The organism is Acidihalobacter prosperus (genome assembly GCF_000754095.2).
GTDB lineage: Bacteria > Pseudomonadota > Gammaproteobacteria > DSM-5130 > Acidihalobacteraceae > Acidihalobacter > Acidihalobacter prosperus.
In genome coordinates this window covers 1,085,715-1,111,128 of sequence record NZ_JQSG02000006.1, presented here as the reverse complement: position 1 = coordinate 1,111,128, position 25,414 = coordinate 1,085,715, and the positions used below count along the sequence as shown (strand labels likewise).

The following is a 25,414-nucleotide window of genomic DNA, read 5'->3' as shown; positions in this document are numbered from 1 at the left end:
CGCATCTTGGCGCCTAAACCGGAATATTGTGTGTATGTGTGGCGACTATCCAAGACGCAACCGAACTTCCCGTTTCACCAGTAAGTCCGCAGCGCCTTCTGATTTGTGACAAGCCAGTACACGGAAGGGCCAGACCAGCTCCCCCAGCATCCATGTAGAGATGCCCGGCGTCGGGTTTCCCGTCGGGGCGGTTGATATCATAGAGCTTCATCATTAATATATGAACAACTATTCAATCGTTACTTTGATTCGACGTGGAACTATTCGATGAGTATGGAACCGACTTTTGAGCAAGCCGAAGAATTAGCCGGCATGTTCCACCTGTTGGGCGACGTCAATCGGCTGCGACTGATTTGTGCTTGCCTTGAGGAAGCGGTCTGCGTCCAGGATCTGGCCGATCGTTTTAGCCTGACCCCCTCTCTGGTGAGTCACCACTTGCGTCTGCTGAAGGCGGCGCGCCTCATGCGTGCCGAGCGACGTGGCAAACAGGTGTTCTACACAGTCAACGATGAGCACGTGCGTCGGGTACTTAGCGATATGACGATCCACGTCGCTGAAGAAACTGGAGACGAACGGTAATAATAGAAATCAACGCAACTCATGCCAGGTGCGGTGCCCAAGCACGCGGCCTCGCCCTGGGCGAGCTACTCGGAGAGGTGCCGAACGTGATGCATACCCATACCCATTCTCATGAACACGATGCGAACGGACATGACTCTAACCGCCATAACCATGGGCATGCGCATGACCACCATACCCATTCGATCGGTCCGGATGCTGACAAGCGCTATCTGACGATCGCTCTAGCGTTGCTGCTGGCCTTTATGGCAGTCGAAGTCGTCGCGGGTCTGATGGCCTCCTCGCTGGCACTTATATCTGATGCAGGGCACATGCTCACCGATGCGGGCGCAATCGCGATGTCGCTGACTGTAATGCGTTTGGCACAGCGGCCTGCAGGAGGGCGATTTACCTTCGGCTTCAAACGCTCTGAAATCTTCAGTGCCCAGATCAACGGCCTAACATTGGTAGCATTGGCTGGTTGGTTCCTGATTGAGGCGGTGCGACGCCTGATCTGGCCACCTGCGGTCGATGGACTTCTCGTGACCTGGATCGCCCTGGTGGGTATTGTCGTTAACCTGTTGGCAACGTGGTCAATGAGCAAGGCCAATCGGGAAAGTCTCAACGTCGAAGGCAGCTTTCAGCACATCCTCACCGATCTGTACGCCTTCATTGTCACCGCGATTGCCGGCGCGTTGATCTACTGGACACATTTCTACCGTTTCGATGCTCTCGCTGCCTTAGTGGTGGCGACCTTGATGCTGCGTGCGGGGGTAAGTCTGCTCAGAGAATCGGGGCGCGTCTTTCTCGAAGCCGCCCCCAAGGGAGTGGACCCGGATGTAATCGGTCACACACTGGCTGCAGATCCTGGTGTCTTCGAGGTGCATGACCTGCATGTCTGGGAGATAACATCTGGCTTTACTGCCCTATCCGCCCACGTCCTCATATCCGGCGATAAGCCTTGCTCCGGAGAGTGCCATGCAGTGCGTCGACGCCTGAGTGAACTGCTTGCTGAGCATTTTGATATCGATCATGTGACACTCCAGGTGGACCATTTCCAGACCGAATACCGGATTCCCATGCAGGGGATTCGTCACACCAAATGGCCGCTGCCTGAGGCAGGATGAGGTCCATGATTGGTTAACCTTAAGAGATACCTCAGGATTATCAGTAAATCTGAACGTGGTTGAAGGATGCGACATGGCACCTGGAGAAATCCGACTGACCGAATGCGCTGATATGCGGCGAAAATATACGGCAGCGGAAAACGGTTTCAGATTAGAGGCGAGGAAAATGTTACTGGACCAGCCACCCTGTCCGTTCATGACCACTGCGGCGAGTTGACAGACGCGGTCGATGTCCGGGCGCTTCTCTCGGTTGACCAAGATATTCACGAGCCAGCGATTCATCAGGCGGGCGATAGCCGAATCGGAAAACAACTCGCGGTCGGCCACATGACACCAGTAACAGGCCAGATAACCGATGGATAGACAGATCGGTTTGTTTTCCCGTCGAGCATTTTCCAGCGCCGCCGCCCCCCCCAAGGGATACCAATCCACGGGTTGTTCGCATGCATCCGCAGAGCAGATAAGGGTCGAGAGCGCCTCTCAAGTAATTGCGCGGCGCAGGTGCAGCTACGGCCAAGCCCGCTGGCGACAAGGCTAGGGGCATGAGCCATACGTCCAGAGGCAGGTAGTGCCTGGAGCCGATTGCTTTCATCGTGTTGACTCCATCATGCAATCATGGATGCCCCAAGCGCCCGATTCCTTCCATTCGAGCCGCTGCCGGCTGTATGCCGTGCGGTGCTTTGAGTGTCCGGTTCATGCTTGCGTGCCAAGACTCATTCAATTATATTCGAAAACATGAAACATAAACCCTCTACCCCTACTGCAACCGAAGCGGACGTCTGCGCCCTGGAATGCTTTCATCCGCGCACCGTGACCCGGGTTCAGGCTGCTCTGGCGACCGAGGCGGAACAGCTGGCGGCCAGCGCCGAATTGTTCAAAATGCTGGGTAATCCCAAGCGTTTGATGATCCTGCGCGCTTTACGCGAGGCGGAGTTGTGCGTCTGCGATCTGGCTCACCTGCTCGGCCTGAGCGTAGCGGCGACTTCACAGCAACTGCGTATTCTGCGCGGCCAGGGCTGGCTGCGCATGCGCAGCGCGGGCAAGATGGTCTATTACCGCTGGAATGACGAGTCGCCGTTGCCCGCCCTGAATGCGGCGGTGCGCGGCATGTGTGTGGAAACCGCTGATGAACCTGATTGACACCACTCTTCACACCCTCGCACAGTGGATCGCGAACACTTGGACGCTGTACCTGGAGGCCGCGCCTTGGGTGGTGCTCGGGCTGATATGCGCTGGCCTGATCAAGGCATGGGTGCCGCAAGACCGGCTGGGGCGTTGGTTGGGCGGTCGCGGTTTGTGGCCGGTCACCAAAGCCGCGCTGATCGGCGCGCCACTGCCGCTGTGTTCTTGCGGTGTGATACCGGTCGCGCTGGGTTTGCGCCGTGCCGGGGCTTCGCGAGGCTCGACCCTGTCATTTCTGATCGCCACCCCGGAGACAGGCGTGGACTCGGTGGCCATTTCGTTCGCGCTGTTGGGGCCGTTCATGGCCATCGTTCGTCCGATCAGCGCCATCCTGAGCGCCATCGTGACTGGCCTGCTGGGCAATCTCGCCGAACCGGAGGCAAGGCGGGTGCCGGGTTCTGCCCCAGATCGGGTCGGAATCGACGCCTGCGGATCACAAACGTGTTCGAGTGCGTGCAGTACTGAAGTCAAGCCGGCGAGGATTGCACAAGCGGACTGCAACGATTCGTCCTGCGGCTACGAATCGACCGCACACGCTTTGAATACGAACACGGGTTCGCTCGGGTGGCGCAGCATGGCGGGGATTCGCTATGCGGTCACCGACCTACTGGATGAGTTCAGTCTATGGATGGCGCTCGGCCTCGCGCTGGCGGGTTTAACCATGACATTGGTGCCGCCGGCTGCACTGGGTGCTTACGGCAGTGGCTGGATGGCGATGCTGCTGATGCTGTTGGTCGGTGTGCCTTTCTACGTCTGCGCGACCGAATCCACGCCGATCGCCACTGCTATGCTACTGGCAGGGGTCTCGCCCGGCGCGGTGCTGGTATTCCTGCTGGCGGGACCGGCAACCAATCTGGGCACGGTAGGCGCCTTGCGCAAGGTATTCGGCTGGCGCTTCGTGCTGATCTACGTCGGCGGCATCAGCGCCTGCGCTATTGGATTCGGTCTGTTGACCGATGCCCTGGTGCATGCCCTGAACATCAATATCACGGCCCAGATCCAGGCCAGTGCTGAGTTGCTGCCAGGCTGGGCGAAACTGGGCTGCGCCTTTCTGCTCGCGGCTGTGGCCCTGCGCCCCCTGCGCCGCCACCTGCCCGGCCTGAGTCCGGCACAACCGGCTGCCTGAGGCGATGCCTCTCGCGGCACGCGATATGGATCATCCGGGTTCAATCCTCAGGAAGGTTTTCCGCGTATTCGGTCGCAGCCAGGGGACGTTCATGCCCGCACCTGGAAACGACCTGCCGTTGCTCGCCAGTGAACTCAACTTGTTACGCATTCTGTCCTGTTCGTGGCCACACGGCCGTGGCCGAGATCCTTGGCTGCTATTGCCAGCGGCAGCCTCGCTCGCTGTTTTCGCTTGGTTATTGACCCTTCACCCTACGGCGGCTGGGCGTACCTACGCCGCGTATGGCGGCGGATACATTGCCGTCACTATCGGTTGGCTATGAGGGGCGAAGGGATACGTCTCGGTCTGTGGGATGTCATCGGCAACCTCGTCGCCCTAATGGGGGTGGCCATTATCATGCTGGCACCCAGACATTAGGCTCGTTTGGGGAAAATGGCAGCCTTCACGTGGCTGCATGCCGCGGCTGACGATGCCTGCTCGCATGGGATGCTCTAGATGGACTTGTTGAATCTCAAGTATTTACAGCAGGACTCGGTTCAAGAATCCGAACATGATTATCACATTGAGGCAACCAGCAACGGCTCCAGCCAATATTGTCTTGACTGCGGTTCTTCTCATACCGTGGGCTTCGGACGCAAGCGCCAACTCTTCATGGACGCCCCCGTGCGCGGCAAGCGGGTAGGTATTTGGGTAGACCGCAGACGGTTACGCTGCAAACAATGCGGCAAGACTTTCATGGAACCGCTGCCCGAGATGCATGATCGCCGGCAAGCGACGCGACGACTGGTGCAATACATCGAGCGTGAGTCACTACGCCGCACCTTTGCCAGTATCGCCGAGGACGTAGGCTTCGACGAAAAGAGCATCCGCAACATTTTTCGCGCCTATGTCAACCGGTTGGAGAAGGAAGTCCGGTTCGAGACGCCGAGATGGATGGGCATCGACGAGATCTACATCGTCAAGAAACCGCGCTGCGTGATCTCGAATATCGAGCATCAAACCATCGTCGAGGTGCTGCCTAACCGCAACAAGCCGACCGTGATCAAGCGCCTGCAAACGCTACCCGATAAGGAAAAGGTGCGGTATGTCGCAATGGATATGTGGAATCCATATCGCGACGCCGTCAACACGGTATTCCCACAGGCCAGAATCGTCATCGACAAGTTTCATGTCGTGCGGATGGCGAATCAGTGTCTGGACACTGTACGCAAGAACTTGCGAGTGGAACTTACCTCACGACAGCGCAGGGGCTTGATGCACGATCGTTTCGTGCTGCTCAAACGCCGCCGTGACATCTCCGACGAAGACTACCTGAAGCTCTCGGGCTGGACTGTCAACTACCCATCGCTGGGGGCGGCCTACGATGCTAAGGAAGCTTTTTATGGCATCTGGGATATGGACAACCGGCCTGACGCGGAAAGTGCTTATGAGATCTGGTGTGGGAGTCTATCCGATGAGATGAGAGATGCCTTCAAGCCGATTCTCACGGCCATCGGTAACTGGCACACGGAGATCTTCAACTACTTCGATCACCCGATCACCAACGCCTATACGGAAAGTCTGAACAACCTGATTCGGGTGATGAATCGTCTTGGGCGCGGCTATAGCTTCGAGGCGCTTCGGGCAAAGATCCTTTTCACCGAAGGGGTACATACAGTCAAGAAACCCAAATATCCCAAGCGAAGAGCAACGATGGAAGACTCGATGTTCGCGTACAAAACCTTTTCAAGGATTATCGACATCGAACGAGAAACCAACTACGGCGCTCAGATATCAACATTGATATCCTTGATTGAAAACGGCGATCTCTAGACCCGTATCAACACGATCTTCCGGATACCCATTTTTCATAAATAGAAGGGCGGGCGCTTAACTAACTGATATAATAAAAATTTACGATAATAACGCTTCGGGCGAAGCCTAACCGAGACCGCCCATAAGTGATGTCGCCCCGACTCAGCTCTGTTTCCCCACCCTGGCCGGTTTCACCGTCCGTGCCGACTTCGAGGGAGGTGCTGTATCGAGTGATTTCGGCGCACTCCTGCTGCACGGTGTCGATCGGCAAACTGGATTGATCGACTGCCTGGCCGATCTACTGCGCCAGCGCATTTTCCAGACCGCCTGCGGCTATGCCGATGGCAACGACGCCAACGATCTGCGCCAAGACCCGGCCTTCAAGCTCGCACTCGGGCGCGCGCCGCTGGATACCGACAACGACCTGGCCTCCGGGCCCACGTTCTCGCGCCTGGAGAATGGGCTCACCCGCAAGGACATCTATCGTCTGGCCAAGACCCTGGTTGAGGCCTTCATTGCTCGCTACGCCGACCCGCCTTCGGTGATTGTCCTGGACATGGACCATTCCGACGACCGCACCCATAGGCAACAGGAACTGGCCTTCTACAACCCCTATTATGGCAGCCACTGCTACCGGCCGCTGTTTCTCTTCGAGGGGCTCTCCGGCGCACTCATCACGGCGGTGCTGCGTCCCGGCAAGCGCCCCACCGGGCGTGAGAATGCGGCTATCATCGGTCGGGTCGTGCGCCGGCTGCGTCAAGCCTGGCCGGACACCCACATCGTCCTGCGCGGGGATGGACATTTCTCCAACCCGGAATTGATGGCCCTGTGCGAAGAGGATGCGCAGATGGATTTCCTCTTCGGCCTGGCCGGCAACCCGGCGCTTGTGCCCGCGGCCAAGCCCTTGCTCGCGAAAGCGCGGGCCCTGCATGAGCAACGGCGAGCTCAGGCCCACCGGTTGGTGTTCAAGGCCGAGGTGATGGGCTTAGGAGACAACCCGCGTTTCGTCGAGACGTCGCTGACCAACCCGACGTCTGAGACGCTGTACTGGGATTTATACTACGCCCGGGGCCAGGATGAGAACTTCATCAAGGCCATCAAAAACGACCTGGCCAGTGATCGAACGTCCAATCACACCTTCTTCGGCCATCACATGCGCCTGTTCTACGCCTGTGTGCGCCTACACCCTGATCCACAGTCTGCGTGAGAACACCTTGTGCCACACTGAACTGGTGAAAGCGCAGTCCATGACCCTTATCCAGAAGCTGTTCAAGCGGGCGGTGCGCGTCGTGCAGTACAAGGATCGGATCAAGTTGGACCTGCCGAGCAGCTGCCCGGTGAAAAGACTTGTTGCACCGGGTGACCGAATTGCTTTATCTCGCCCGACCTCCAGCCATACCCTGAAACACACCGCCGTGTGTAACCCGCGAAACGCATCCATCCGGGCAAGCCCCGCGGGCCTCGGCACGCCTCGACGCTGAAATTCCGGCTGCAGGCTCCGTGACCGGCGAGCGCGTACACTTTCCAGGGCAACGTTGCGGTACCGATCTGACTCAGCAGGCTGAAAAGCCAGACATGCAAGTGAGATGCTGGGCAGAATTGGCGGGTTTATGAAACATTCGGGCTAGACCATCCCGTGCGAGCATGCCCCGGTGGCTGCTGCGTGCACCAGGCCGCCAATCTTACAAAAGCTTCCAGTGTCTGGTCGCGGGCACGATAACGTTCATCCTCGCTAGGCTACGAGGCAGTCGCTGATGGATTCGTCAGTCACATCGAATCATTCGGCCACGATCTCTCCATACCACATGTTTTCAGAACAGTGATAAACGTACTTCCCTGGCTTGGGAGCGTGTATCAAGATTCTTTTCGTGTCTCCGACCGGCACGCGGATGGACACCGTTTTCCCCTGAGGACCTAGATGCGGGAATACGGTCACGAGACCGCAGCCGCCGATGTTGTCGGTGAGTTCGAGTGCGACGGTCTTGCCTGCCGGAATATGGAGAACCGGAGGCGAGTAGGGATAGGACGACCAGGCTTTACCTTCTATCAACTTAAAAACCGGCGTCGTACCAGATGGGGCGGATGCTGCCGCTATCGCTGGCAAAGCAAATACCACCAGTAGTGATGCGGCGGCCGGCGCGAGACGGATGCGCACTGATTGATGCATGATTTCTCCCCCCCTTAGATTCCCGATATAAGCCCGAAATTCAACAGGAAATAATAAAATAAGTACGCACTGGTCAATAGAAACAGAATGCCGGTAGCCGGCTGCAAATAGAGACCGATATGGCGTCGCACGGCCAATACGGCGGGCTGACCCAGTGCAAGCATGAGGAGCATCAAGCCTGCCATGGCAGTTCCATAGAGCAGCACGGCCAAGGCGGCAAGCCAGTAGACACCTGCGGCGAGCGGTAGCATGATGACCCCCAAAAAAACGGGCAAGGTGCACGTGTGTGCGGCCGCTCCGTAGGCCACGCCAAAACCCAGAAGATCACGCCGCCGTCCCTGCGCCGCACCCGCCAGCAACCGATCATAGTAGCGCCGTCCCGGTAAAAACCGCGCTGCACCACTCAATGCGGCGGCACCTCCGATCAACAGCGCAAAGCCCAAGATTGCGAAAAGTATGCCGACTACAGGAATCAAGTAGATCAGGAACCGATAGATTACGGGGCCAATCATGCCGACCAGCACGGCGGCGACGCCGTAAAAACCGATGATACCTAATGCGATCAGTAATGACGCCATGAACAGGCTGCGGTCATGTTGTTTCATGTCAACAGACATTGAAGCCCTATTGCCCACGAAATACATGAGGAAGGAGGGTGTAATCACGAGACTACAAGGCGAAAAAAATGAGGCGGCACCACCAAGAACCCCAATGGCCAGGATCAGCGGAGCGGGCACGACCGGCGTTCCCTGGGCTTTAAACAATAGCCAACCAACCGTGTGATAAACCCATTCCCCCGCAAAGAACAGCAGGGCCAGTGCAATCAATGTGACGCCGATACGCACCGCATCGTTATCAAGACGAAAGCGAATTGTTTTCATCTTGGAGTACTCATGGCATCTTGCGATAGCACAGCAGATTTCGTGCCGACACTGCCGACGGCTGAAAAAAATATGGCAGGTTTGCCCCATAAGGAGTGGACGAAAATCGCGGTAACACTCACTGCCATTGCCGTCATGGCCCACACGGGGTTCACGAGTCCTGTCGCCGCCGCAGGTATGCCAAGGCCATTGAATGCGAATGCCAGCAAAACATTACGGACCATACGCGCATAACTCCGACGACTGATCTGCCAGGCGATCAGAATCGATGAGAGCCGGTTGTTGAGAACGACGATATCGGCCGATTCGATCGCGATATCCGTGCCGGACCCCATGGCAACCCCCGTGTCGGCTTGCATCAGCGCAGGCGCATCATTGATGCCGTCGCCTACCATGGCGACATGGGCACCGGACGCCTGAAATTGCCGGATGCGCTCGGCCTTCTCCTGAGGCAGGACACGCCCATAGACTTCTTCTATGCCCAATTGCTTAGCGACCGCTTCCGCTGTATGCGGGTGATCCCCCGTCAACATCAAAGCGCGGATGCCGTGACGATTCAGTGCCTGGATCGTCTCGCGGGCATCTTCGCGCAAGGCATCACCCAGCAGGATCCAGCCTTGGAAAAGACCCGCAGCCGCCACGCCAACGGCCGTATGCCCCAGCGCTTGCGCGCTCTTGATGGCCTTATCATCAGGAATGGCGATCTGTTGCGTTCGCAACCATTCGGCATTACCAATCTGGACCTGGGTATCACCGAGCTTGGCTGTTATGCCCAAGCCGGCTATCGCCTTGAAATCCGACGCCTCGCCCAAAGCGACCCCGCGCTCCAGTGCCTCATTTATGATCGCATGCCCAAGCGGATGCTCCGAGCCCATCTCGACCGATGCCGCCAGGCTCAGCATATGCATCTCGTCCACTCCTGAGGCTGGCATGAGCTTGGCTACCTGCGGACGCCCGACGGTAAGTGTGCCGGTCTTGTCGAACACTACGAGCGTTGTCTGGCGGAACGCTTGGAAAGACTCGCCCGTACGCATCAGCACGCCAGCCTCTGCTGCATCGGCAGCCCCGCGTACGATCGACAAAGGTGCCGAAATCCCGACCGCACAGGGATAACCCATGACCAGTACGGAAAGCGCAGCGAAGACCGCTCGCTCCACATCCGGTGTGCCACTCATCAGCCAGGTTGCCAGCAGCCACCCTAGCAGGGCCAGCAAGGCAAGGGTCAGAACAAGCGGCGTGTAAATGCGTAGGGTACGGTCCACCAGATGCAGCAGACCGGGCTTTAGTGCGCGCGATTCCTCGACGCTGCGGACTACTTGAGCCAGGAAACTGTCGTCACCTACAGCGCTTACTTCGACGAGCAGCATGCCTGGCCCGTTGATGGCACCACCGACGACACTTGTCCCGGTCGTTTTCTCAACAGGAAGGGGCTCGCCGGTCAACAGCGATTCATCCACCGAAGAATGCCCCTCCAGCACCCGGCCATCGGCACCGATCCTTTCACCGGGGCGCACACGAATGCGATCACCGATCGCAAGCGTCTCCGCCGGCACGGTTTCTTCGTGTCCATTTTTTCCCACTCGTCTCGCCGTACGCGGCGTCAAATCGAGCAGTTTTCGCACCGCTTGGGAGCTGCGCGTCTTCACGATCAATGAAAGCCACTCGGAAAAGCGATGATAGGTCAGCACCATCACCGAGACCCCGAAAAAAGCCGCCGTAGGGTAATGGGGCAGCCGTAGAACAAAACCGAGGGCCCCGCCGATGATGCCCGCTACAGCGCCGATTTCGACCAATACATGCTGATTGAGAATGCCTCGCCGCAGGGACTGCCAGGCAATCTTCAAAAAATTGCCGCCAGGGCCTAAAAACACGCCTAGCGCCAAGGCCGCGGTCAACGGTGCCGCCCAGGTCTGTAATAGGCCATCCAACTTCAATGCGTAGATGAGCAAGCCGAGAAGCGCTAGTGTGGCCGTCCCGGAGAGCGCGCGTATCCATCCGCGCGGCTTGAGCAGCGTCCATGAGAAAAGAAGCAGGGTGGCATAGACGAGCCCGGAAAGGACGAGTTGCCAGCCCTGTGACGGCGCCATCAAAGCCACGGCGATCAGGCTGGCGGAAAGCGCCAGCAGGAATCGGGCACCTTCATTGGCGAGACGGCGTTCCTGCACTTCGAACGGCTCGACCCGCCTCGGATCCTGTAGTTCGTAGCCGATATCGCCAAGCGTTCCCATCAAGACTGCCGGATCCGTCAGCGCTGGATCGTATTCGACCAAGGCCTGTTCGTGGGTCAGGCTCACGGCGACTTTCTTTACACCGGGCAGTTTGCCAAGTGATTGCTCGATCGTTCCCGTGCAAAGCGAGCAGTGCAGACCGCCGATATGGGCGCTGACGCGACGCAGTGGCGGTGTTTGCGTGGGCTCGTCTCGCCAAGGGTGCCAGTCTGATGAAGGATCAAGTGCGATGTTCGTCATGACGCCGCCCCTCCGATGTCGTCGTTGCCGTAAATCCAGCGTCGGTCACCAATGCCACCAGCTTCTCCGGCGATGTCGCATCGGGATCGATGATCAATCGAGCTTGACCATCCTGATAGGAAACCTTAACCGCGCTGACGCCGGAAACCCTCTTTAACACCTGTTCAAGCCTCAGCGCACAGCCATGACAGTGCATGCCACCGATTTGTAGTTCGAACGACTGCATGTCGAATACCTCTTTACCCGAGTCTCCTGGTGACTTATAACGCTTGGAGTTAACTCCAAGTCAAGGCTTTGTGGCATGATATTTCGCTGCCAGACACACTCAGCTGACAAACGCTAGATCTCGCACTGGTGAAGACCTCACGGGTTATCTCGCGTCATTGGCGATTCTAGAGGTGATAGCTGAGTCGCCCCGGTTTGCCGAAGGAGGTATGGATGAAAATTGGAGAGGCATCAAGGCGCTCGGGATTCAGTCCCGAGACACTGCGTTACTACGACAAAATAGGCTTGCTGGATGCCGTCGGGCGCGATGCCGCTGGGCGACGTGACTACGATGGTCACGATATCGAACAGCTGATGTTTATCCGTCGAGCCAAAAGTGCCGGCTTTAGCCTGGATGACATCCGTGTTCTGTTGCGGTTGCGCTCAGCACCCAATGAAGCGCGTCGGCAGGTCCTGGGGCTGACTCAGGCAAAGCTTGCAGAAATAGAGCACAAGATCTCCAGTCTGTCTGCATTCAAAGATGAACTCACACGCCTTAGCCATTTGTGTTGCTCGGATGGAGGCGACTCGTGCCCTATTTTAAGTCAACTTTCTGATACAGAGCACTCACACGCCTGATCATACTCTGGGTGAATTGTTATAAATCGTGTAGCTGAAATCCGCACAATCAAGCATCAAACCCTATTCATGCCGGGTGTGGCAGTGTCGACACACATACACACAATATTCCGGTTTAGGCGCCAAGATGCGTCATCTCAACTCCATCTCAAATCAACACGATCTTCCGGATACCCGAAAAAACCGCCGAGATACTGCACGCCTGCCGCGCAAGAGGCCTCAAGATCGCGCTCGACGATTTCGGCACCGGCTATGCGTCACTCAGCTACCTGCAGCGCCTGCCCTGCGATCAAATCAAGATCGACCAGACCTTCATCCGGCAGCTGCTCGACAACCCGCAGAACCAGGCCATCGTCGCAGCCCTGATCACCGCCGCGCGACTGCTGGACATCGAAATCATCGCCGAAGGCGTTGAAACCGCCGAACATGCGCTGCGTCTGCTCGAAATGGGATGCCTGCGGGCGCAGGGATACGCCGCGGCCAGACCCATGCCGCCCGAGGACGTCATCGCCTGGACCCGCCGGCAGCAACCCAACCCCTGGCTGCCCGGATGGGCCCATCGCGCCGAGACGCCCGAAGTCTGCCGGTTGCTGGCGATCGCCACCGAACATCATCTGAGCGCATGCGCGAGCTGCGAGCAGGCCGCCAAGATTGCCTTTGGCGACATTTCCATCGCCGGGCGCGGGCAGCACGCCTGCCGCTTCGAAGGCTGGTATGCGACCGAGGGGCGGGAGCGCTATGGCGAACATCCCGATTACGCCCGCCTTGGCGAAGCGCATGCGCGTACGCATCAAACCGAGGGACTGGCCTGCAACCTCTGCAAAAAGGCCGACGCCGGTTGCGAGATCGCTCGATCGGCCGTAACAAACGCGTCGATACGCGAAGCGCAGCGGGCATTCTTCGAGCTGTTCTGGGCCGTCGTCATGCCGCCACCTGACGAAACGCAAGTCCCCGCGCCGTCACAACCGGTTCGGAATGTCCGTGAGCGGGCGATCGCCGGGCGCGATGTACACCAGCGTACCGACGGGGACCCTGTTGAATAAGGCGATGACTTCATCGTTTTTCATGCGTACGCAACCGTGCGAAGACGGCATGCCGATGCGGCCCTCTTCGGGCGTGCCGTGGATATAGATATATCGGCTGTGCGTATCCACGTCGCCGCCTTCGTTGAAGCCCGGCTGCAAGCCGGTCAGCCACATCACGCGACTGGTCACGAGATCGCGCTCCGAACGGTTCTCGGGGTTGGTGATGATGCGGGCGATCTGACCGGTATCGCGTCGCGACTTGAAGATGCTGCCCGGGGCCGCGCCCTGACCGAATTTCTGCGCGATGCGGAACACGCCGACGGGCGTGCGGTTACTGCCCTCGCGGTTGCCGATGCCCCACTGCGACGTCGATACCGGATAGCTCGCCTGCAATCTGCCGTCATGCAGCAGGTATAGCCGTTGCTGTCTTATGTCGACCACGATGACATGGTCATCGTGCGGGCCGGGATAGCGCTTTCTCAACTCATGCGCCACGGCAGCCAGCTCGGCCGCCGACGCGGTCGCCGTCGGCTTGTCGATCACGGTCTTGGCGTCCGGCGGCAACGGCAGGGAAATGGTTTGCGCCTCGGCGACGGTCGTGCCGAGCACGAGCAGGGACACAAGGCCCCCGGCCAGCAATACGGAACGGGACATAGGAAATTCAAACCGTGTTGTGTAGATCGATGTGCGCCTGTCGCGGCACGCGTACGGCAATCTTGCCCTCGGCACGACGCTGCTCCAGCGCGGCGAGGTAATCGGGACTGACGCCAGTCACGTAATCGCCGTCGAAGACGGCCGTATCGAAGCGCGCGAGCTTGGGATTGCCCTTCTGCACCGCCCGCACGAGATCCGGCAAATCCTGGTAGATCAGGCGGTCCGCGCAAATCGCCTCGCAGACCTCCTGTTCGGTGCGCCCGTGTGCGATCAGCTCATGGGCTGCCGGCATGTCGATGCCGTAGACATTGGGATAGCGCACGGGCGGCGAGGCCGAGGCGAAATAAACGCGCCTCGCGCCCGCATCCCGGGCCATCATCACGATCTCGCGCGAGGTGGTGCCGCGCACGATGGAATCGTCCACCAGCAGCACGTTCTTGCCCTGGAATTCGAGGCCGATGGGATTGAGCTTCTGACGCACCGATTTCTTGCGCTCGGTCTGCCCCGGCATGATGAAGGTACGCGCGATGTAGCGGTTTTTGATGAAGCCCTCGCGGTATTTCACGCCCAGACGCATCGCGAGTTCCAGCGCCGAGGTACGGCTGGTCTCGGGAATCGGGATCACGACGTCGATGTCGTGGTCCGGCCACTCGCGCATGATCTTGCGGCCGAGGTAATCGCCCATGCGCATGCGCGCCTTGTGCACGAACACATCGTCGATGATCGAATCCGGGCGCGCGAAGTAGACATATTCGAAAATGCACGGCGAATACTGCGGGGCTTCGGCACACTGGCGCGTGTGCAGATGTCCGCTCAGATCGATGTAGATCGCCTCGCCCGGTGCCAGGTCGCGGATCAGCTTGAACCCCAGGGCATCCAGCGCAACGCTTTCCGAGGCGACCATATATTCGAGTCCGGCCGCCGTTTCGCGCATGCCGTAGACCACCGGCCTGATGCCGTAGGGATCACGGAAGGCGACGATGCCGTGGCCGTTGATCATCGCGACCACGCCATATGCGCCTCGGCAGCGACGGTGAACGGCACCGACGGCGTTGAACACATGCTCTGGCTCGAGATGCAAAGGCTGCTGGTGCAGCAACTCCTGGGCAAAGATGTTGAGCAGCACCTCGGAATCGGACTCGGTATTGATGTGACGGCGATCCTGCAGAAAGAGCTCGCGCTTGAGTGCCTCGGTATTGATCAGGTTGCCGTTATGACCCAGCGTGATGCCGAAGGGCGAGTTGACGTAAAAGGGCTGGGCCTCGGCCGACGAGGACGAACCCGCCGTGGGGTAGCGCACGTGGCCGATGCCGATATTGCCGACCAGCTCCTGCATGTGGCGCGCGCGGAATACGTCCCTGACCAACCCGTTGCCCTTGCGCAGATACAGGCGACCATCGTGATAGGTCACGATACCCGCGGCATCCTGTCCCCGGTGCTGCAATACGGTCAGTCCGTCGTACAGGGACTGATTGACGGGGCCTTGCCCAACGATGCCTATGATCCCGCACACGGGGCGAGTTCCTCCAGAAATTGAACGTGCATGGGCGCGCCCTGATTCAACTGTAGCTGATCTGATCCGCCAACCGCGGCGGCAGATAGGCTCGCAACCACAGGGCGACGCGTTGAAAGTGTTCGAGCAGGTAGGAATGATGCCACCAGTTCTCCTGCGGCAGCGCGGTCAGGCCGGCGAGCAGGACCAGCAACACCACCAACAGCGCGCCGCGCGCGACCCCGAACAGGATGCCGAGCGCGCGATCCGTACCCGACAGCCCGGTGCGCTTGATCAGCTGGGCGGCCAGGTTGTTGAACAGCGCACCGAGCACCAGGGTGACGATGAACAGCACGCCGAAGGCGATCCAGATACGCAGCAGCGGCGAGTGTATGGCATTGGGCAACAAGGTCGAGAGACGATCGGAAAACTCCAGCGCGAGCCAGAAGGCAAGCACCCAGGTCGCCAGCGACAGCGATTCGCGCACGAAGCCCCGGAACAGGCTGACGATCACCGAAACCAGGATGATCGCCACGATCGCGACATCGGCACCATTCATGGGTAGGGAACCAGCATGCCCTTCAGCTTCACCGTGCGGTCGATACGCTTGAGCATTTCCTCGGCCTTGTCGTGTGACAGACGCGGGCCGACACGGACACGGTAATAGGTCTTGCCGGCATGCGGAAAGCGGTCGATATAGGCGGAAAATCCGGCTTTGCGCAGACGATCGCGCAATGCGACCGCGCTGTGTTCGTCGACGAAGCTGGCGACCTGCACCACCCAGGCCGACACGACCGGTTTGCCGCTCGGCGCCGTCACGCTGCTCGGCGGCGGCGCGGGTGGCTTGGGTGCCGGCTTGGGCGCGGCCTCCTTGGGCTTGGCTGGCGCGGCCGGCGCGGGTTCCGGCGGCGCAGGCGCCGTGACGACAGGCGCCGGCGGGGACGCGACCGGAGTCGAGGGCATGCTGGTCGACGGCGGCAGCGGATGGCCCGTACCCACCGCCGGCAGCGTGGCCACGGTCGCCGGTACGGCCTGACTCGTCGCCGGCGGCAGCGGTTTGGGGGCGCCGTTGCTGAAATGGTAATCCGGCTCGGGCGGCAGCTTCATTTTCATCGACACATGCTCGGAACCGCCGCCACTGAGCAGCATCGGCAGAAAAATTACCGCCAGCGCTATCAGTACCGCCGCGCCGATCAGGCGCTGTTGCAGACGCTTGTCCATAGATGCCGTCGAGGTATGGGCGTGGCCGCTGATTATACGCGGCCCTGGCGTACCGCCGCCACGGTCAGGAACGAACCGAAGACCACGATGCGGTCGCCAGCCGTCGCGTCTCGGCACGCGGCGGCATAGGCATCGACGATTTCCGGATGCGTTGCCACCTTGCCAGACACCGTTCCCATGCGCTCGACCAGCGCTTGCGCCGTCAAGCCGCGCGGCGCTTCGAGGCCGGCGACATACCAAACATCGATCCGTTGGTCCATGGCTGCGACGATGCTCGGCACATCCTTGTCGGCCAGTGCGGAAAAAACCGCCAGATTGCGCCCGGTCACCGGGCGATCCGCCAACTGGGCGGACAGTGCGCGGGCTGCCTGCGGATTATGCGCCACATCGCACACCACTTCGCAGGCAGCGCCGGCCAGCGGCTCGAAACGCGCGCCAAGCCGGATATGCCGCAGACCGTCTGCACGGGCCTGCTGCGTCGTCGGCAGCCGGGCGCGGAGGCAGGCCAGCGCCATGCAGGCGCACGCGGCGTTATCGGCCTGGAACCGGCCTGGCAAAGCGGGGGCGGGAAGATGCTCGGTTTCCCCATGCCATTGCCAGCACAGCCCTCCGTCCACCCATTCGACATCGAAATCCCGGCCGATGCACAGCAGCTCGGAGCCGACGTCGACGGCCACGCGCAACAAGCTGGCGGGCGGCGCGCGGTCGCCGCAGACAAGCGGCCTTCCTGCGCGCTGGATGCCGGCCTTCTCGATCGCGATCAACTCGCGGGTATCGCCCAGCCAGTCGGTATGGTCGAGATCGATGGTGGTGACGACGGCAACGTCCGCATCGACGATATTGACGGCATCGAGCCGCCCGCCCAGACCAACCTCCAACAGCATGACCTCCACGTTCGCCTGCGCGAAACACCACAGCGCCGCGAGCGTGCCGTATTCGAAATAAGTCAGGCGCGTATCGCCCCGCGCCGCATCGATCGCATCGAACGCGGCACATAGAAACGCATCGGACACGGGTTCATCGTCGACACACACCCGTTCGTTGTAACGCAGAAGATGCGGCGATGTGTAGGCGCCTACGCGATAACCGGCAGCGCGGAGCATGGCCGAAAGCATGGCCACCGTCGATCCCTTGCCGTTGGTTCCGGCCACCGTGATAACCGGGCAGGTCGGCCGCACTACGCGCATGCGCTCGCCCACCGCGCGCACGCGATCGAGGCCAAGATCGATAGCGCGCGGCGATAGCGTCTCCTGCCAGGCCAGCCATTCGTCCAACGATGCGAATCGCATGGTGCAGGCTTCAGGTGGCTTCAGGAGATTCCACTTCGGGGCTTGGCTGATGCTGCAGGATCGCCAGCAGACTGGCGAGGCGGTCGCGCATTTCGCGGCGGTCCACGATCAGGTCGACTGCACCGTGCTCCAGCAGAAACTCGCTGCGTTGGAATCCTTCTGGCAGGGTCTCCCGAACGGTCTGTTCGATCACACGCGGCCCGGCAAAACCGATCAGGGCGGCCGGCTCGGCCACGTTGACGTCGCCGAGCATGGCGAGGCTGGCCGAAACGCCGCCCATGGTGGGATCGGTCAACACCGACACGTAGGGCACGCCGGCTTCGGACAGGCGCGCCAGCGCGGCGCTGGTTTTGGCCATCTGCATCAGCGAAAACAGCGCCTCCTGCATACGCGCGCCGCCGCTCGCGGAAAAACAGACCAGCGGAATGCCCGCCTCCAGCGCGGTAGCCGCGCCGCGCACGAAACGCTCGCCGACGACCGACCCCATCGAACCGCCCATAAAGCCGAAATCGAAGGCGGCGACGACGACCGGGCGCCCCTTGAGACTGCCCTGCATCACCACCAAGGCATCCTTTTCGCCGGTTTGCTTCTGCGCCTGCGCCAGTCGGTCGCGATATTTCTTGCTATCGCGAAAACGCAGGACGTCGACCGGCGCAAGCTCCTCGCCAATCTCCACCCGTTCGCCCGGATCGAGGAAGGTATCGAGCCGGCGGCGCGCGCCGATGCGCATGTGGTGGCTGCACTTGGGGCAAACGTCCAGGTTACGCTCGAGTTCCGCGCGATACAGCACCCCCTTGCATACCGGGCATTTCTCCCACAACCCCTCCGGGACGCCACGTTTGGCGGTCGCCTCGGTGCGGATGCGCGACGGAATCAGTTTCTGGTACCAGCTCATCGCACGCCCCCCGTGCCGACCTCGCCCACCTGCGCATCGATCGCCGCACGCATGCCGGAAACCAGCTCGCCTACCGCTTCGAGCAGCCGGGGCGGTTCCGCTCCAAGCCGCTCAGCCAGACTCACCACCGCGCTGCCAACCACCACGGCATCGGCCACTGCTGCAACGCGGCCGGCGGTTTCGGCATCGCGGATGCCGAAACCGACCCCCACCGGCAAGTCCGTATGCCGGCGAATCGCCGCGACGCGTTCGGCAACGGCCGCGACGTCGAGCGTGCGTGCGCCGGTTACGCCCTTGAGGGAAACGTAGTACACGAATCCCCTCGCATGCGCGCAAATCGAATCGATGCGTGCATCCACGCTGGTCGGCGCCAGCAGAAATATCGGATCGATGCCGCTGGCGCGGATGGGCGCCAGCACCGCATCGGCCTCCTCGGGCGGCAGGTCCACGGTCAGCAGGCCATCAACGCCGGCGGCCGAGGCCGCCTGCGCGAAGGCCTCGTAGCCCATCACTTCGACCGGATTGAGATATCCCATGAGCACGACGGGCGTGTCTTGGTCATGGCGCCGGAACTCGCCGACCAGCTCGATCACGCGCCGCAAGCCGACGTGATGGGCCAGCGCGCGCTCACACGCGGCCTGTATCACCGGACCGTCGGCCATGGGGTCGGAAAACGGCACGCCCAGCTCTATCAGGTCGGCACCGTTACGCACCAGTGCATGCATCAGCTCCAGCGTGACTTCCGGGCTGGGATCGCCCGCGGTGATGTAGGTGATGAGAGCCTTTCTGCCCTCTTGGCGCAGATGTTCGAAACGTGCTTGGATCCGGCTCACAGTTCGATCCCCTCGAGTCGGGCGACTGTGTTGATATCCTTGTCGCCCCGACCGGACAGATTGACCACGACGTGCTGATCCGGTCGCATGCCGGCCGCCAGCCGCCCCGCATACGCCAGCGCATGGCTCGACTCGAGCGCCGGGATGATGCCCTCGATGCGGGTCAGTGCATGAAACGCCGTCATGGCCTCGTCGTCGTCAATGCTCACGTAGCGTGCACGCCCCATATCCCTGAGCCATGCGTGTTCGGGGCCCACCCCCGGATAATCCAATCCGGCCGATACCGAATGCGTGGCCATGATCTGGCCGTCATCATCCTCCATCAGGTACGTCCGGTTGCCGTGCAGCACACCGGGGCGGCCGGCCGAGAGCGGTGCCGCATGCTCGCCGGTGGCAAGCCCCCGCCCGCCGGCCTCGACGCCGTACATCTCGACCTCGTCGTCGCCCAGAAATGGATGGAACAGGCCGATGGCGTTGGAGCCGCCGCCGACACAGGCGACCAGCGCATCCGGCAGCGCGCCGAACTGCTCAAGGCACTGCGCGCGAGCCTCGCGCCCGATCACGGTCTGGAAGTCTCGCACCAACTGCGGATACGGGTGCGGGCCCGCCGCCGTGCCGATGATATAGAAGGTCGAATCGATATTCGTGACCCAGTCGCGCATGGCCTCGTTCATGGCATCCTTGAGGGTGCGCGATCCCGATGTGACCGGCACGACCTCGGCGCCTAGCAGCTTCATGCGGAACACATTGGGCGCCTGACGCTGAATATCCTCCGCCCCCATGTAGACTACGCATTCGAGGCCGAGGCGCGCGGCAACCGTGGCCGAGGCGACGCCATGCTGCCCGGCGCCGGTCTCGGCGATGATCCGCGACTTGCCCATGCGTTTGGCGAGCAACGCCTGACCAACGGTATTGTTGATCTTGTGCGCGCCGGTGTGATTCAGGTCTTCCCGTTTGAGGTGGATCTGCGCACCGCCCTGCTCGCGGCTCCAGCGCGCCGCATGGTAAAGCGGGCTCGGCCGACCGACATAGTGCGCAAGATCGGCGTCGAACTCGGCAATGAAATCCGGATCTCTGCGCAATCTTTCGTATGCCTGCTGCAGTTCGAGCAGGGATTCCATCAGGGTTTCCGCCACGAACCGGCCGCCATACGGACCGAAATGGCCGTTTGCGTCCGGATAAGCAGCCCAGTCCACGGTTTCCGATTGCATCTTATCGCGCGTCGACACGCCTCACCTCGCTTACAAAACGCATTATCCGGCTAGCATCCTTGACCCCGGGCGCCGATTCCACACCACTGCTGACATCCACGGCGTAAGGGCGCATGCGGACGACGGCTTCACCGACGTTTTCGGGCTTCAGGCCACCTGCCAGTATGATCGGTGCGGGCAAGGCGACCGGAGCTTGTGCCCAGTCGAAGGTGCGCCCCGTGCCCCCCGCTTCTCCCTGCCCGTGGCTGTCCAGCAGGAAACCCTGGGCATCTTCATAACGCGCCGCGTAGCTTATGGGATCGCCCTGGCCCTGCATGCCGACCGCCTTTAGATAAGGGCGTCCGCCGGCCCGGCAGACCTCTGGCGGTTCGTTGCCGTGAAACTGCAGCACATCCAGGCCAACCCTTTCGGCAATCTCTCTCACCTCGTCCACGGCGGCATCGAGAAACAGACCGACACAGGTCACGAAGGGAGGCACCCGGCCCACGATGTCTCGAGCGAGCGCGGGCGCGATATGACGCGGGCTACGCGGATAGAAGACAAAGCCGAGCGCATCGACCCCCGCTTCGCATGCCGACTGCGCATCGGCCAGCCGCGTAATGCCGCAAATCTTGATTCGTGTCCGCACGTTCGCCGTGTCGATCCTCGCCGCAAGCCCGACAGATTAGCAGAATTGCCCCGTCCTCAGAAGCGCGGCGCCCGCTGCGTCTGCGGCAGGCTGTGCTCCGGAGGGTATTCGACATGGACAAAATACAGCCCATCCGCCGGTGCCGTCACGCCCCCGCGGGTGCGATCGCGGTATTCGAGTATCTCGCGGCTCCAATCCGGCCCATGCTCGCGTTTGCCGATGCCGATCAGAACCCCGGCGATATTGCGCACCATGTGGTGGAGAAAGGCGTTGGCATGGATGTCGAGATAGATGAAATCGTCTTCGCGCGTCAGTTCGATGCGGTGCACCGTGCGCACCGGACTCTTGGCCTGGCACGCCAGTGCCCGGTAGCTCGAAAAATCGTGACGCCCCACGAGATGCGCAGCCGCTTCGCGCATCGCATCGATATCCAGCTCCGCATGCACCCAGGTCACCTTTCCGCGAAGAAGTCCCGGCCGTACCCAGCGGCTCAGGATCACATAGCGGTAACGGCGCGAAATCGCCGAAAATCGCGCATGGAAGGATTCGTCGACCTCGATCGCCCATTGCACGCTGATCGCCTCGGGCAGATTGGCATTGGCTCCGAGTACCCAGGAACGCTCGCTGCGCAGCGATGGCGTGTCGAAATGCGCAATCTGCCCGACAGCGTGCACGCCGGCATCGGTACGCCCCGCACAAACCAGGCTCACTGGCACCGCCGCCACCTTGGACAGCGCCTGTTCCAGGCAAGCCTGGACCGTGCGCGTACCGGCCTGGCGTTGCCATCCTGAAAAATCGCGGCCGTCGTATTCGATCCCCAGTGCGATGCGCATCGGTCGTCGTTCCGTTTCGTATGCCTCAAAATGCAAGAGGCCGGATCGCTGGCGACCCGGCCCCGGATGCTGCCCCGCCAGGCGGGTGCCGTTACGTTCAGCCGATCTGTTTAAGCAGGGATTCGGCCTCTTCGCGCTGTTCTGGCGAGCCCTCCGCGAGTACCTCCTGCAGGGTGCTTTGCGCGCCTTCCTCGTCACCCATATCGAGATAGGCCTTGGCGAGGTCCAGCTTGGTGGCCACCTCGTCCCCGTCCGTGATCAGCCCGCTTCCTTCCGTGGCCGGTTCGGTATCCATACCGCCCACGTCGAACTCCAGGTCTTCCAATTCACCGAAGGTATCAAGGTCATCGATGTCCGATGCCGTGGAAAGCACGCTCTCGTCGTCTGCGGGCGACTGCGCCGCCTCTGGCGTGGATAAGGCTTTCTCCGGCGGCTCTTCGATCCCGCTCATCGCATCCCCGGTCGCGATGTCGAGGTCGAAATCGAGCGCATCCAGGTCATCCTCGACGGCCGGCGCGGCCACGGCCTGCGGCTTTTCATCGCTCTCAGACAGGTCTGAAGATATGTCGAGGGTTTCGAAATCCAGATCGTCGGCGCTATCCTGATCGCCGCTCGAAGCGGGCGGTTCCGCGGGCAGTTCCAGATCGTCCATGCTGAAATCGAGCGCGTCCAGGTTGTCTAGGTCGGCATCGCCCGTCGCACCCGCTTCCACGGGAGCCAGATCGGCCTGTCCCTTTTTGGCATCATCGGCTTCGTCCACCGACACCTCGGTCAGGTCATCGCCGAGATCGTCTCCCAGATCAAGGTCGTCCAGATTGAAAACCTGATCATCCGCATCCGCACTTGGCGCATCACCTTCGGCACCCAAATCGCCGAAATCGTGAGAATCGCCGAGATCCAGGTCACCAAGATCCGACTTTACGCCGACGATATCCTCGGCACTCAATCCACCTGTATCGGTAGCGGAAAACAGGTTGTTGTCGGGACTCAGCGACTTGCCCAAAGCCGCCACGCGCTGCCATGTGGGATCGTTCTGGGCGTTCGGCAGGCTGTCGAACAACACCTGGGCTTCGCGATCGAAGGCCTCTCGGTCATTGGCGCTGTAATAGCATTCGAGCAGTTTGGAACGGTAGTTCGCATTGTCAGGTTCGTCTTCCAGTGCCTTCTGGATGACTGATTCGGCTTGCGGATAGAGGCCGTACGCAATGTACACATCCGCCTCCGCCATCGCATCGTCAGCCGGTGCCGCCTCCGCATTTTCTGCCGGCGCGTCCTCATCCATCAACGGTAGTTCACCGAGATCGTCATCCGGCTCGCTTACCGACTGTGCGGCAACGCCGTCCTCGGAATCATCGCCCGCGCCACCTGGTTCGCGATCCGCGCTCTGTTCCGCGACGGCGGCTGTCGCAGCGCCCGCGGCGACCGCGGCGACACCGCCGGCCACGACATTACTGTCGAAGCTCGGTTCTGCGCCTGCGGCGCCAATCGGCTGATCGAGGCCGCGCACCTTCGGCGTCTGCTTGGCTTTCGACGAACGGCGCACCACCAGCCACAGCAGTGCCAGCAGCAACAGCGCCAATGCTCCCGCCGCCATCAGGTAGTTGGGGTTGTTCGCCAGCATGTCGACCAGGCTCGTGCGCGTCGGCTCGACCGGCTTCGCAGGCGGTTTGGGTGCTGCCACAGGCTTCGCCGGTGCCACGGCCTCGGGATGAGCTGCGGTGGCATTATGGGGCATGGCCGTCGTGGCCGGCTTTTCCGCGGTGGTGGCAACCGGCATGGCCGGCAGCGCATGCGCGGCCGTGGCGGAAGCCGGCATCGAGAGCTTCCCACCCGTGGTGGCGGTCGGCAATGCGAGCTTCGCCGGAGCGTTGGCGGTGCCGGCGTGTCCGGCCTTTGCCTGCAGGGCTGCCAGCTCCTGATTCTTCAGCTCCAGCAGTTTCTGCTGTTTCGTAACGATCCCCTGCAAGGCATCGATGCGCGATTGCAAATCCTTGATCTGTTGCTGATTCGATACGGCCGCTTCCTTTGCAAGCGACAGCTGATGCTCCATTGCCTTCTGATCGCCGGCACCGGCCATGGCGATCTTTTCCCCACCCATGCCCGGCGATTTCGACTCGGTGCCCATGATGCGGAGATGTCCGTTACCCGCTTCCGCGGTTTTGCCCGGCATGGCGGGTTTACCGGTCGCCGACGACATATCGCCCGCCGCCTTGAGCTGCGATTCGGGTACCGTCTTGCCAGCCATTCGCATGGCATACTGATGCCACAAGGCATTCTGCTTCGACACTTCGGCGGTCGCCTCCGAGGCGGCGATCCGCGCGAGCTGCGAGGCGGGCGGAATGCGCAGGACGTAGCCGGTCTTCAGCCCGTTGATGTTGCCCTTGATGAAGGCCTGCGGATTGGCCCGCAAAATACCCACCATCATCTTGTTGATATCCGCTGCGCTGCTAGCCCCTTCCTGTCTGGCGATATTCCATAACGCGTCGCCCTTGACCACGCGATACCGTTGCGGCGCCCCAGCAGGCTGACCCGAAGCCCGCGGCTTCGCCGCCGCCATGCCGCCCGAGGACGGCCTGGGGGTCATCGGCGCGGCAGGCTTGCCGGACATCGCCTGCGCCGGGGGGGCGACCACGGCGGCAGGCATCTGCGCGCTGGCCTCGGCGCGGCCATTCATATAATCCGGCGGATTGAGCAGAATGGTGTATTCGCGCAATAAGCGGCCGCCGGACCAGTTCACCTCCAGCAGAAAATCCAGAAAGGGCTGACGCAAAGGCTGGCTCGTGGTCACCCGAATGACTGGCTTGCCATTACGGGTGCTGGCGACCTTGAACTGCAGATTCGTCAAATAGTCGGGACGCGGAATGCCGACACGGGCGAACAATGCGGGCGAGGCGAGCTTGACGCTGACACTGCTCAGATCGCCGCTGTTGACGCCCATCAGCTCGATATCGGCCTGCAGGGGTTGATTGAGGCTGGTGCGCACATCGATCGATCCGAGCCCGAGCGCCTCGGAAGTGACGGGTACCAGCAGGCACCCGATGAGGGACAAGCCCAAGGCCAGTCTACGCACGTTGATATCCCCTCGGTTATATGCTTATCGGTTCGTGCCCGGGCCGCTTACGCGCAGCGCACCCGTGCGGGGTCATTTCTGTCTGGCGAGCGCCCAAGTCTGTGTACATGCTCGAAC

22 protein-coding genes and 4 pseudogenes are annotated in these 25,414 nt (G+C 61.0%); 10 read left to right on the top strand and 16 right to left on the bottom strand.

Annotated features, from left to right (window positions below; all coding sequences use genetic code 11):
• Positions 1 to 267 precede the first annotated feature (267 nt).
• The gene (locus THPRO_RS15890; protein ID WP_201786905.1) at positions 268 to 579 is read left to right on the top strand and encodes an ArsR/SmtB family transcription factor; all 312 of its coding nucleotides are present in this window, start codon (positions 268 to 270) and stop codon (positions 577 to 579) included.
• Positions 580 to 668: 89 nt separating this feature from the next.
• The gene (locus THPRO_RS15885; RefSeq protein WP_052064742.1) at positions 669 to 1,685 is read left to right on the top strand and encodes a cation diffusion facilitator family transporter; all 1,017 of its coding nucleotides are present in this window, start codon (positions 669 to 671) and stop codon (positions 1,683 to 1,685) included.
• A 111-nt stretch (positions 1,686 to 1,796) separates the two neighbouring features.
• On the opposite strand, the pseudogene THPRO_RS17540 reads toward THPRO_RS15885, so the two are convergent.
• Positions 1,797 to 2,117 (bottom strand): annotated as a pseudogene (locus THPRO_RS17540) (DUF255 domain-containing protein); the annotation flags it as partial.
• A gap of 303 nt (positions 2,118 to 2,420) precedes the next feature.
• Here THPRO_RS17540 and THPRO_RS15880 point away from each other — a divergent pair.
• The 5 genes and pseudogenes from THPRO_RS15880 to THPRO_RS15860 all read left to right on the top strand — a co-directional run bounded on the left by THPRO_RS15880 (position 2,421) and on the right by THPRO_RS15860 (position 7,191).
• Positions 2,421 to 2,825, top strand: a complete 405-nt coding sequence (locus THPRO_RS15880) for an ArsR/SmtB family transcription factor (RefSeq protein WP_052064743.1) — start codon at positions 2,421 to 2,423, stop codon at positions 2,823 to 2,825.
• A complete protein-coding gene (locus tag THPRO_RS15875) occupies positions 2,812 to 3,993 on the top strand; it encodes an SO_0444 family Cu/Zn efflux transporter (RefSeq protein ID WP_052064744.1) in 1,182 nt (393 codons plus the stop codon). Before THPRO_RS15880 ends, THPRO_RS15875 begins: the two co-directional genes overlap by 14 nt.
• Before the next feature lie 91 nt (positions 3,994 to 4,084).
• Positions 4,085 to 4,410: pseudogene (locus tag THPRO_RS15870) on the top strand (YnfA family protein).
• Between the two features lie 78 nt (positions 4,411 to 4,488).
• Positions 4,489 to 5,805 carry an ISL3 family transposase gene (locus THPRO_RS15865; RefSeq protein WP_065089037.1) on the top strand — a complete coding sequence of 439 codons (1,317 nt, stop codon included), beginning with the start codon at positions 4,489 to 4,491 and terminating at the stop codon, positions 5,803 to 5,805.
• Between the two features lie 124 nt (positions 5,806 to 5,929).
• A pseudogene (locus THPRO_RS15860) lies at positions 5,930 to 7,191 on the top strand (IS1380 family transposase).
• A gap of 373 nt (positions 7,192 to 7,564) precedes the next feature.
• Here THPRO_RS15860 and THPRO_RS16900 read toward each other — a convergent pair.
• Genes THPRO_RS16900 through THPRO_RS16465 form a run of 4 tightly spaced genes read right to left on the bottom strand, consistent with a single transcriptional unit; the run spans position 7,565 to position 11,529 of the window.
• Entirely contained in the window at positions 7,565 to 7,954 is a 390-nt protein-coding gene (locus THPRO_RS16900) for a cupredoxin domain-containing protein (RefSeq protein WP_145930641.1), read from the bottom strand.
• A 14-nt stretch (positions 7,955 to 7,968) separates the two neighbouring features.
• Positions 7,969 to 8,835 (bottom strand): cytochrome c biogenesis CcdA family protein, encoded by an 867-nt coding sequence (locus THPRO_RS15855; protein ID WP_065089036.1) that lies wholly within the window; start codon positions 8,833 to 8,835, stop codon positions 7,969 to 7,971.
• The gene (locus THPRO_RS15850) at positions 8,832 to 11,303 is read right to left on the bottom strand and encodes a heavy metal translocating P-type ATPase (protein WP_038094127.1); all 2,472 of its coding nucleotides are present in this window, start codon (positions 11,301 to 11,303) and stop codon (positions 8,832 to 8,834) included. Before THPRO_RS15850 ends, THPRO_RS15855 begins: the two co-directional genes overlap by 4 nt.
• On the bottom strand, positions 11,284 to 11,529 hold the full coding sequence (locus tag THPRO_RS16465) for a heavy-metal-associated domain-containing protein (protein WP_082954321.1): 246 nt from the start codon (positions 11,527 to 11,529) through the stop codon (positions 11,284 to 11,286). Before THPRO_RS16465 ends, THPRO_RS15850 begins: the two co-directional genes overlap by 20 nt.
• Positions 11,530 to 11,741: 212 nt before the next feature.
• Here THPRO_RS16465 and THPRO_RS16460 point away from each other — a divergent pair, with 212 nt between their 5' ends.
• From THPRO_RS16460 to THPRO_RS17355, 3 genes and pseudogenes are all read left to right on the top strand, one after another.
• Positions 11,742 to 12,146 (top strand): heavy metal-responsive transcriptional regulator, encoded by a 405-nt coding sequence (locus THPRO_RS16460; protein WP_145923204.1) that lies wholly within the window; start codon positions 11,742 to 11,744, stop codon positions 12,144 to 12,146.
• Positions 12,147 to 12,280: 134 nt separating this feature from the next.
• A pseudogene (locus THPRO_RS17535) lies at positions 12,281 to 12,574 on the top strand (EAL domain-containing protein); the annotation flags it as partial.
• A gap of 60 nt (positions 12,575 to 12,634) precedes the next feature.
• Positions 12,635 to 13,189, top strand: coding sequence for a CZB domain-containing protein (locus THPRO_RS17355; protein ID WP_236717332.1), 555 nt, complete (start codon positions 12,635 to 12,637; stop codon positions 13,187 to 13,189).
• Here the strand turns inward: THPRO_RS17355 and THPRO_RS15840 are convergent.
• The 11 genes from THPRO_RS15840 to THPRO_RS15790 all read right to left on the bottom strand — a co-directional run bounded on the left by THPRO_RS15840 (position 13,106) and on the right by THPRO_RS15790 (position 25,297).
• On the bottom strand, positions 13,106 to 13,825 hold the full coding sequence (locus tag THPRO_RS15840) for a L,D-transpeptidase (RefSeq protein ID WP_082954702.1): 720 nt from the start codon (positions 13,823 to 13,825) through the stop codon (positions 13,106 to 13,108). The two genes, THPRO_RS17355 and THPRO_RS15840, sit on opposite strands and share 84 nt — an antisense overlap.
• A gap of 7 nt (positions 13,826 to 13,832) precedes the next feature.
• The gene (gene purF / locus THPRO_RS15835; protein WP_038091490.1) at positions 13,833 to 15,338 is read right to left on the bottom strand and encodes an amidophosphoribosyltransferase; all 1,506 of its coding nucleotides are present in this window, start codon (positions 15,336 to 15,338) and stop codon (positions 13,833 to 13,835) included.
• 46 nt (positions 15,339 to 15,384) lie between these two features.
• A complete protein-coding gene (locus tag THPRO_RS15830; protein WP_038091488.1) occupies positions 15,385 to 15,876 on the bottom strand; it encodes a CvpA family protein in 492 nt (163 codons plus the stop codon).
• Positions 15,873 to 16,538: an SPOR domain-containing protein gene (locus THPRO_RS17415; protein ID WP_038091486.1), complete on the bottom strand. Its 666-nt coding sequence runs from the start codon at positions 16,536 to 16,538 to the stop codon at positions 15,873 to 15,875. The genes THPRO_RS15830 and THPRO_RS17415 overlap by 4 nt, the downstream gene beginning before the upstream one ends.
• A 32-nt stretch (positions 16,539 to 16,570) precedes the next feature.
• Positions 16,571 to 17,827 (bottom strand): bifunctional tetrahydrofolate synthase/dihydrofolate synthase, encoded by a 1,257-nt coding sequence (gene folC, locus THPRO_RS15820; RefSeq protein ID WP_038091484.1) that lies wholly within the window; start codon positions 17,825 to 17,827, stop codon positions 16,571 to 16,573.
• A 10-nt stretch (positions 17,828 to 17,837) separates the two neighbouring features.
• Positions 17,838 to 18,722: an acetyl-CoA carboxylase, carboxyltransferase subunit beta gene (accD, locus tag THPRO_RS15815; protein ID WP_038091481.1), complete on the bottom strand. Its 885-nt coding sequence runs from the start codon at positions 18,720 to 18,722 to the stop codon at positions 17,838 to 17,840.
• Positions 18,719 to 19,555, bottom strand: coding sequence for a tryptophan synthase subunit alpha (gene trpA, locus THPRO_RS15810; RefSeq protein ID WP_038091479.1), 837 nt, complete (start codon positions 19,553 to 19,555; stop codon positions 18,719 to 18,721). The genes accD and trpA overlap by 4 nt, the downstream gene beginning before the upstream one ends.
• On the bottom strand, positions 19,552 to 20,766 hold the full coding sequence (gene trpB / locus THPRO_RS15805; protein WP_038091476.1) for a tryptophan synthase subunit beta: 1,215 nt from the start codon (positions 20,764 to 20,766) through the stop codon (positions 19,552 to 19,554). The genes trpA and trpB overlap by 4 nt, the downstream gene beginning before the upstream one ends.
• 1 nt (position 20,767) lies before the next feature.
• Positions 20,768 to 21,394: a phosphoribosylanthranilate isomerase gene (locus THPRO_RS15800; protein ID WP_038091474.1), complete on the bottom strand. Its 627-nt coding sequence runs from the start codon at positions 21,392 to 21,394 to the stop codon at positions 20,768 to 20,770.
• Between the two features lie 56 nt (positions 21,395 to 21,450).
• Positions 21,451 to 22,227, bottom strand: a complete 777-nt coding sequence (gene truA, locus THPRO_RS15795) for a tRNA pseudouridine(38-40) synthase TruA (RefSeq protein ID WP_038091584.1) — start codon at positions 22,225 to 22,227, stop codon at positions 21,451 to 21,453.
• Between the two features lie 97 nt (positions 22,228 to 22,324).
• Positions 22,325 to 25,297 (bottom strand): FimV/HubP family polar landmark protein, encoded by a 2,973-nt coding sequence (locus THPRO_RS15790; protein ID WP_456236356.1) that lies wholly within the window; start codon positions 25,295 to 25,297, stop codon positions 22,325 to 22,327.
• Positions 25,298 to 25,414 lie beyond the last annotated feature (117 nt).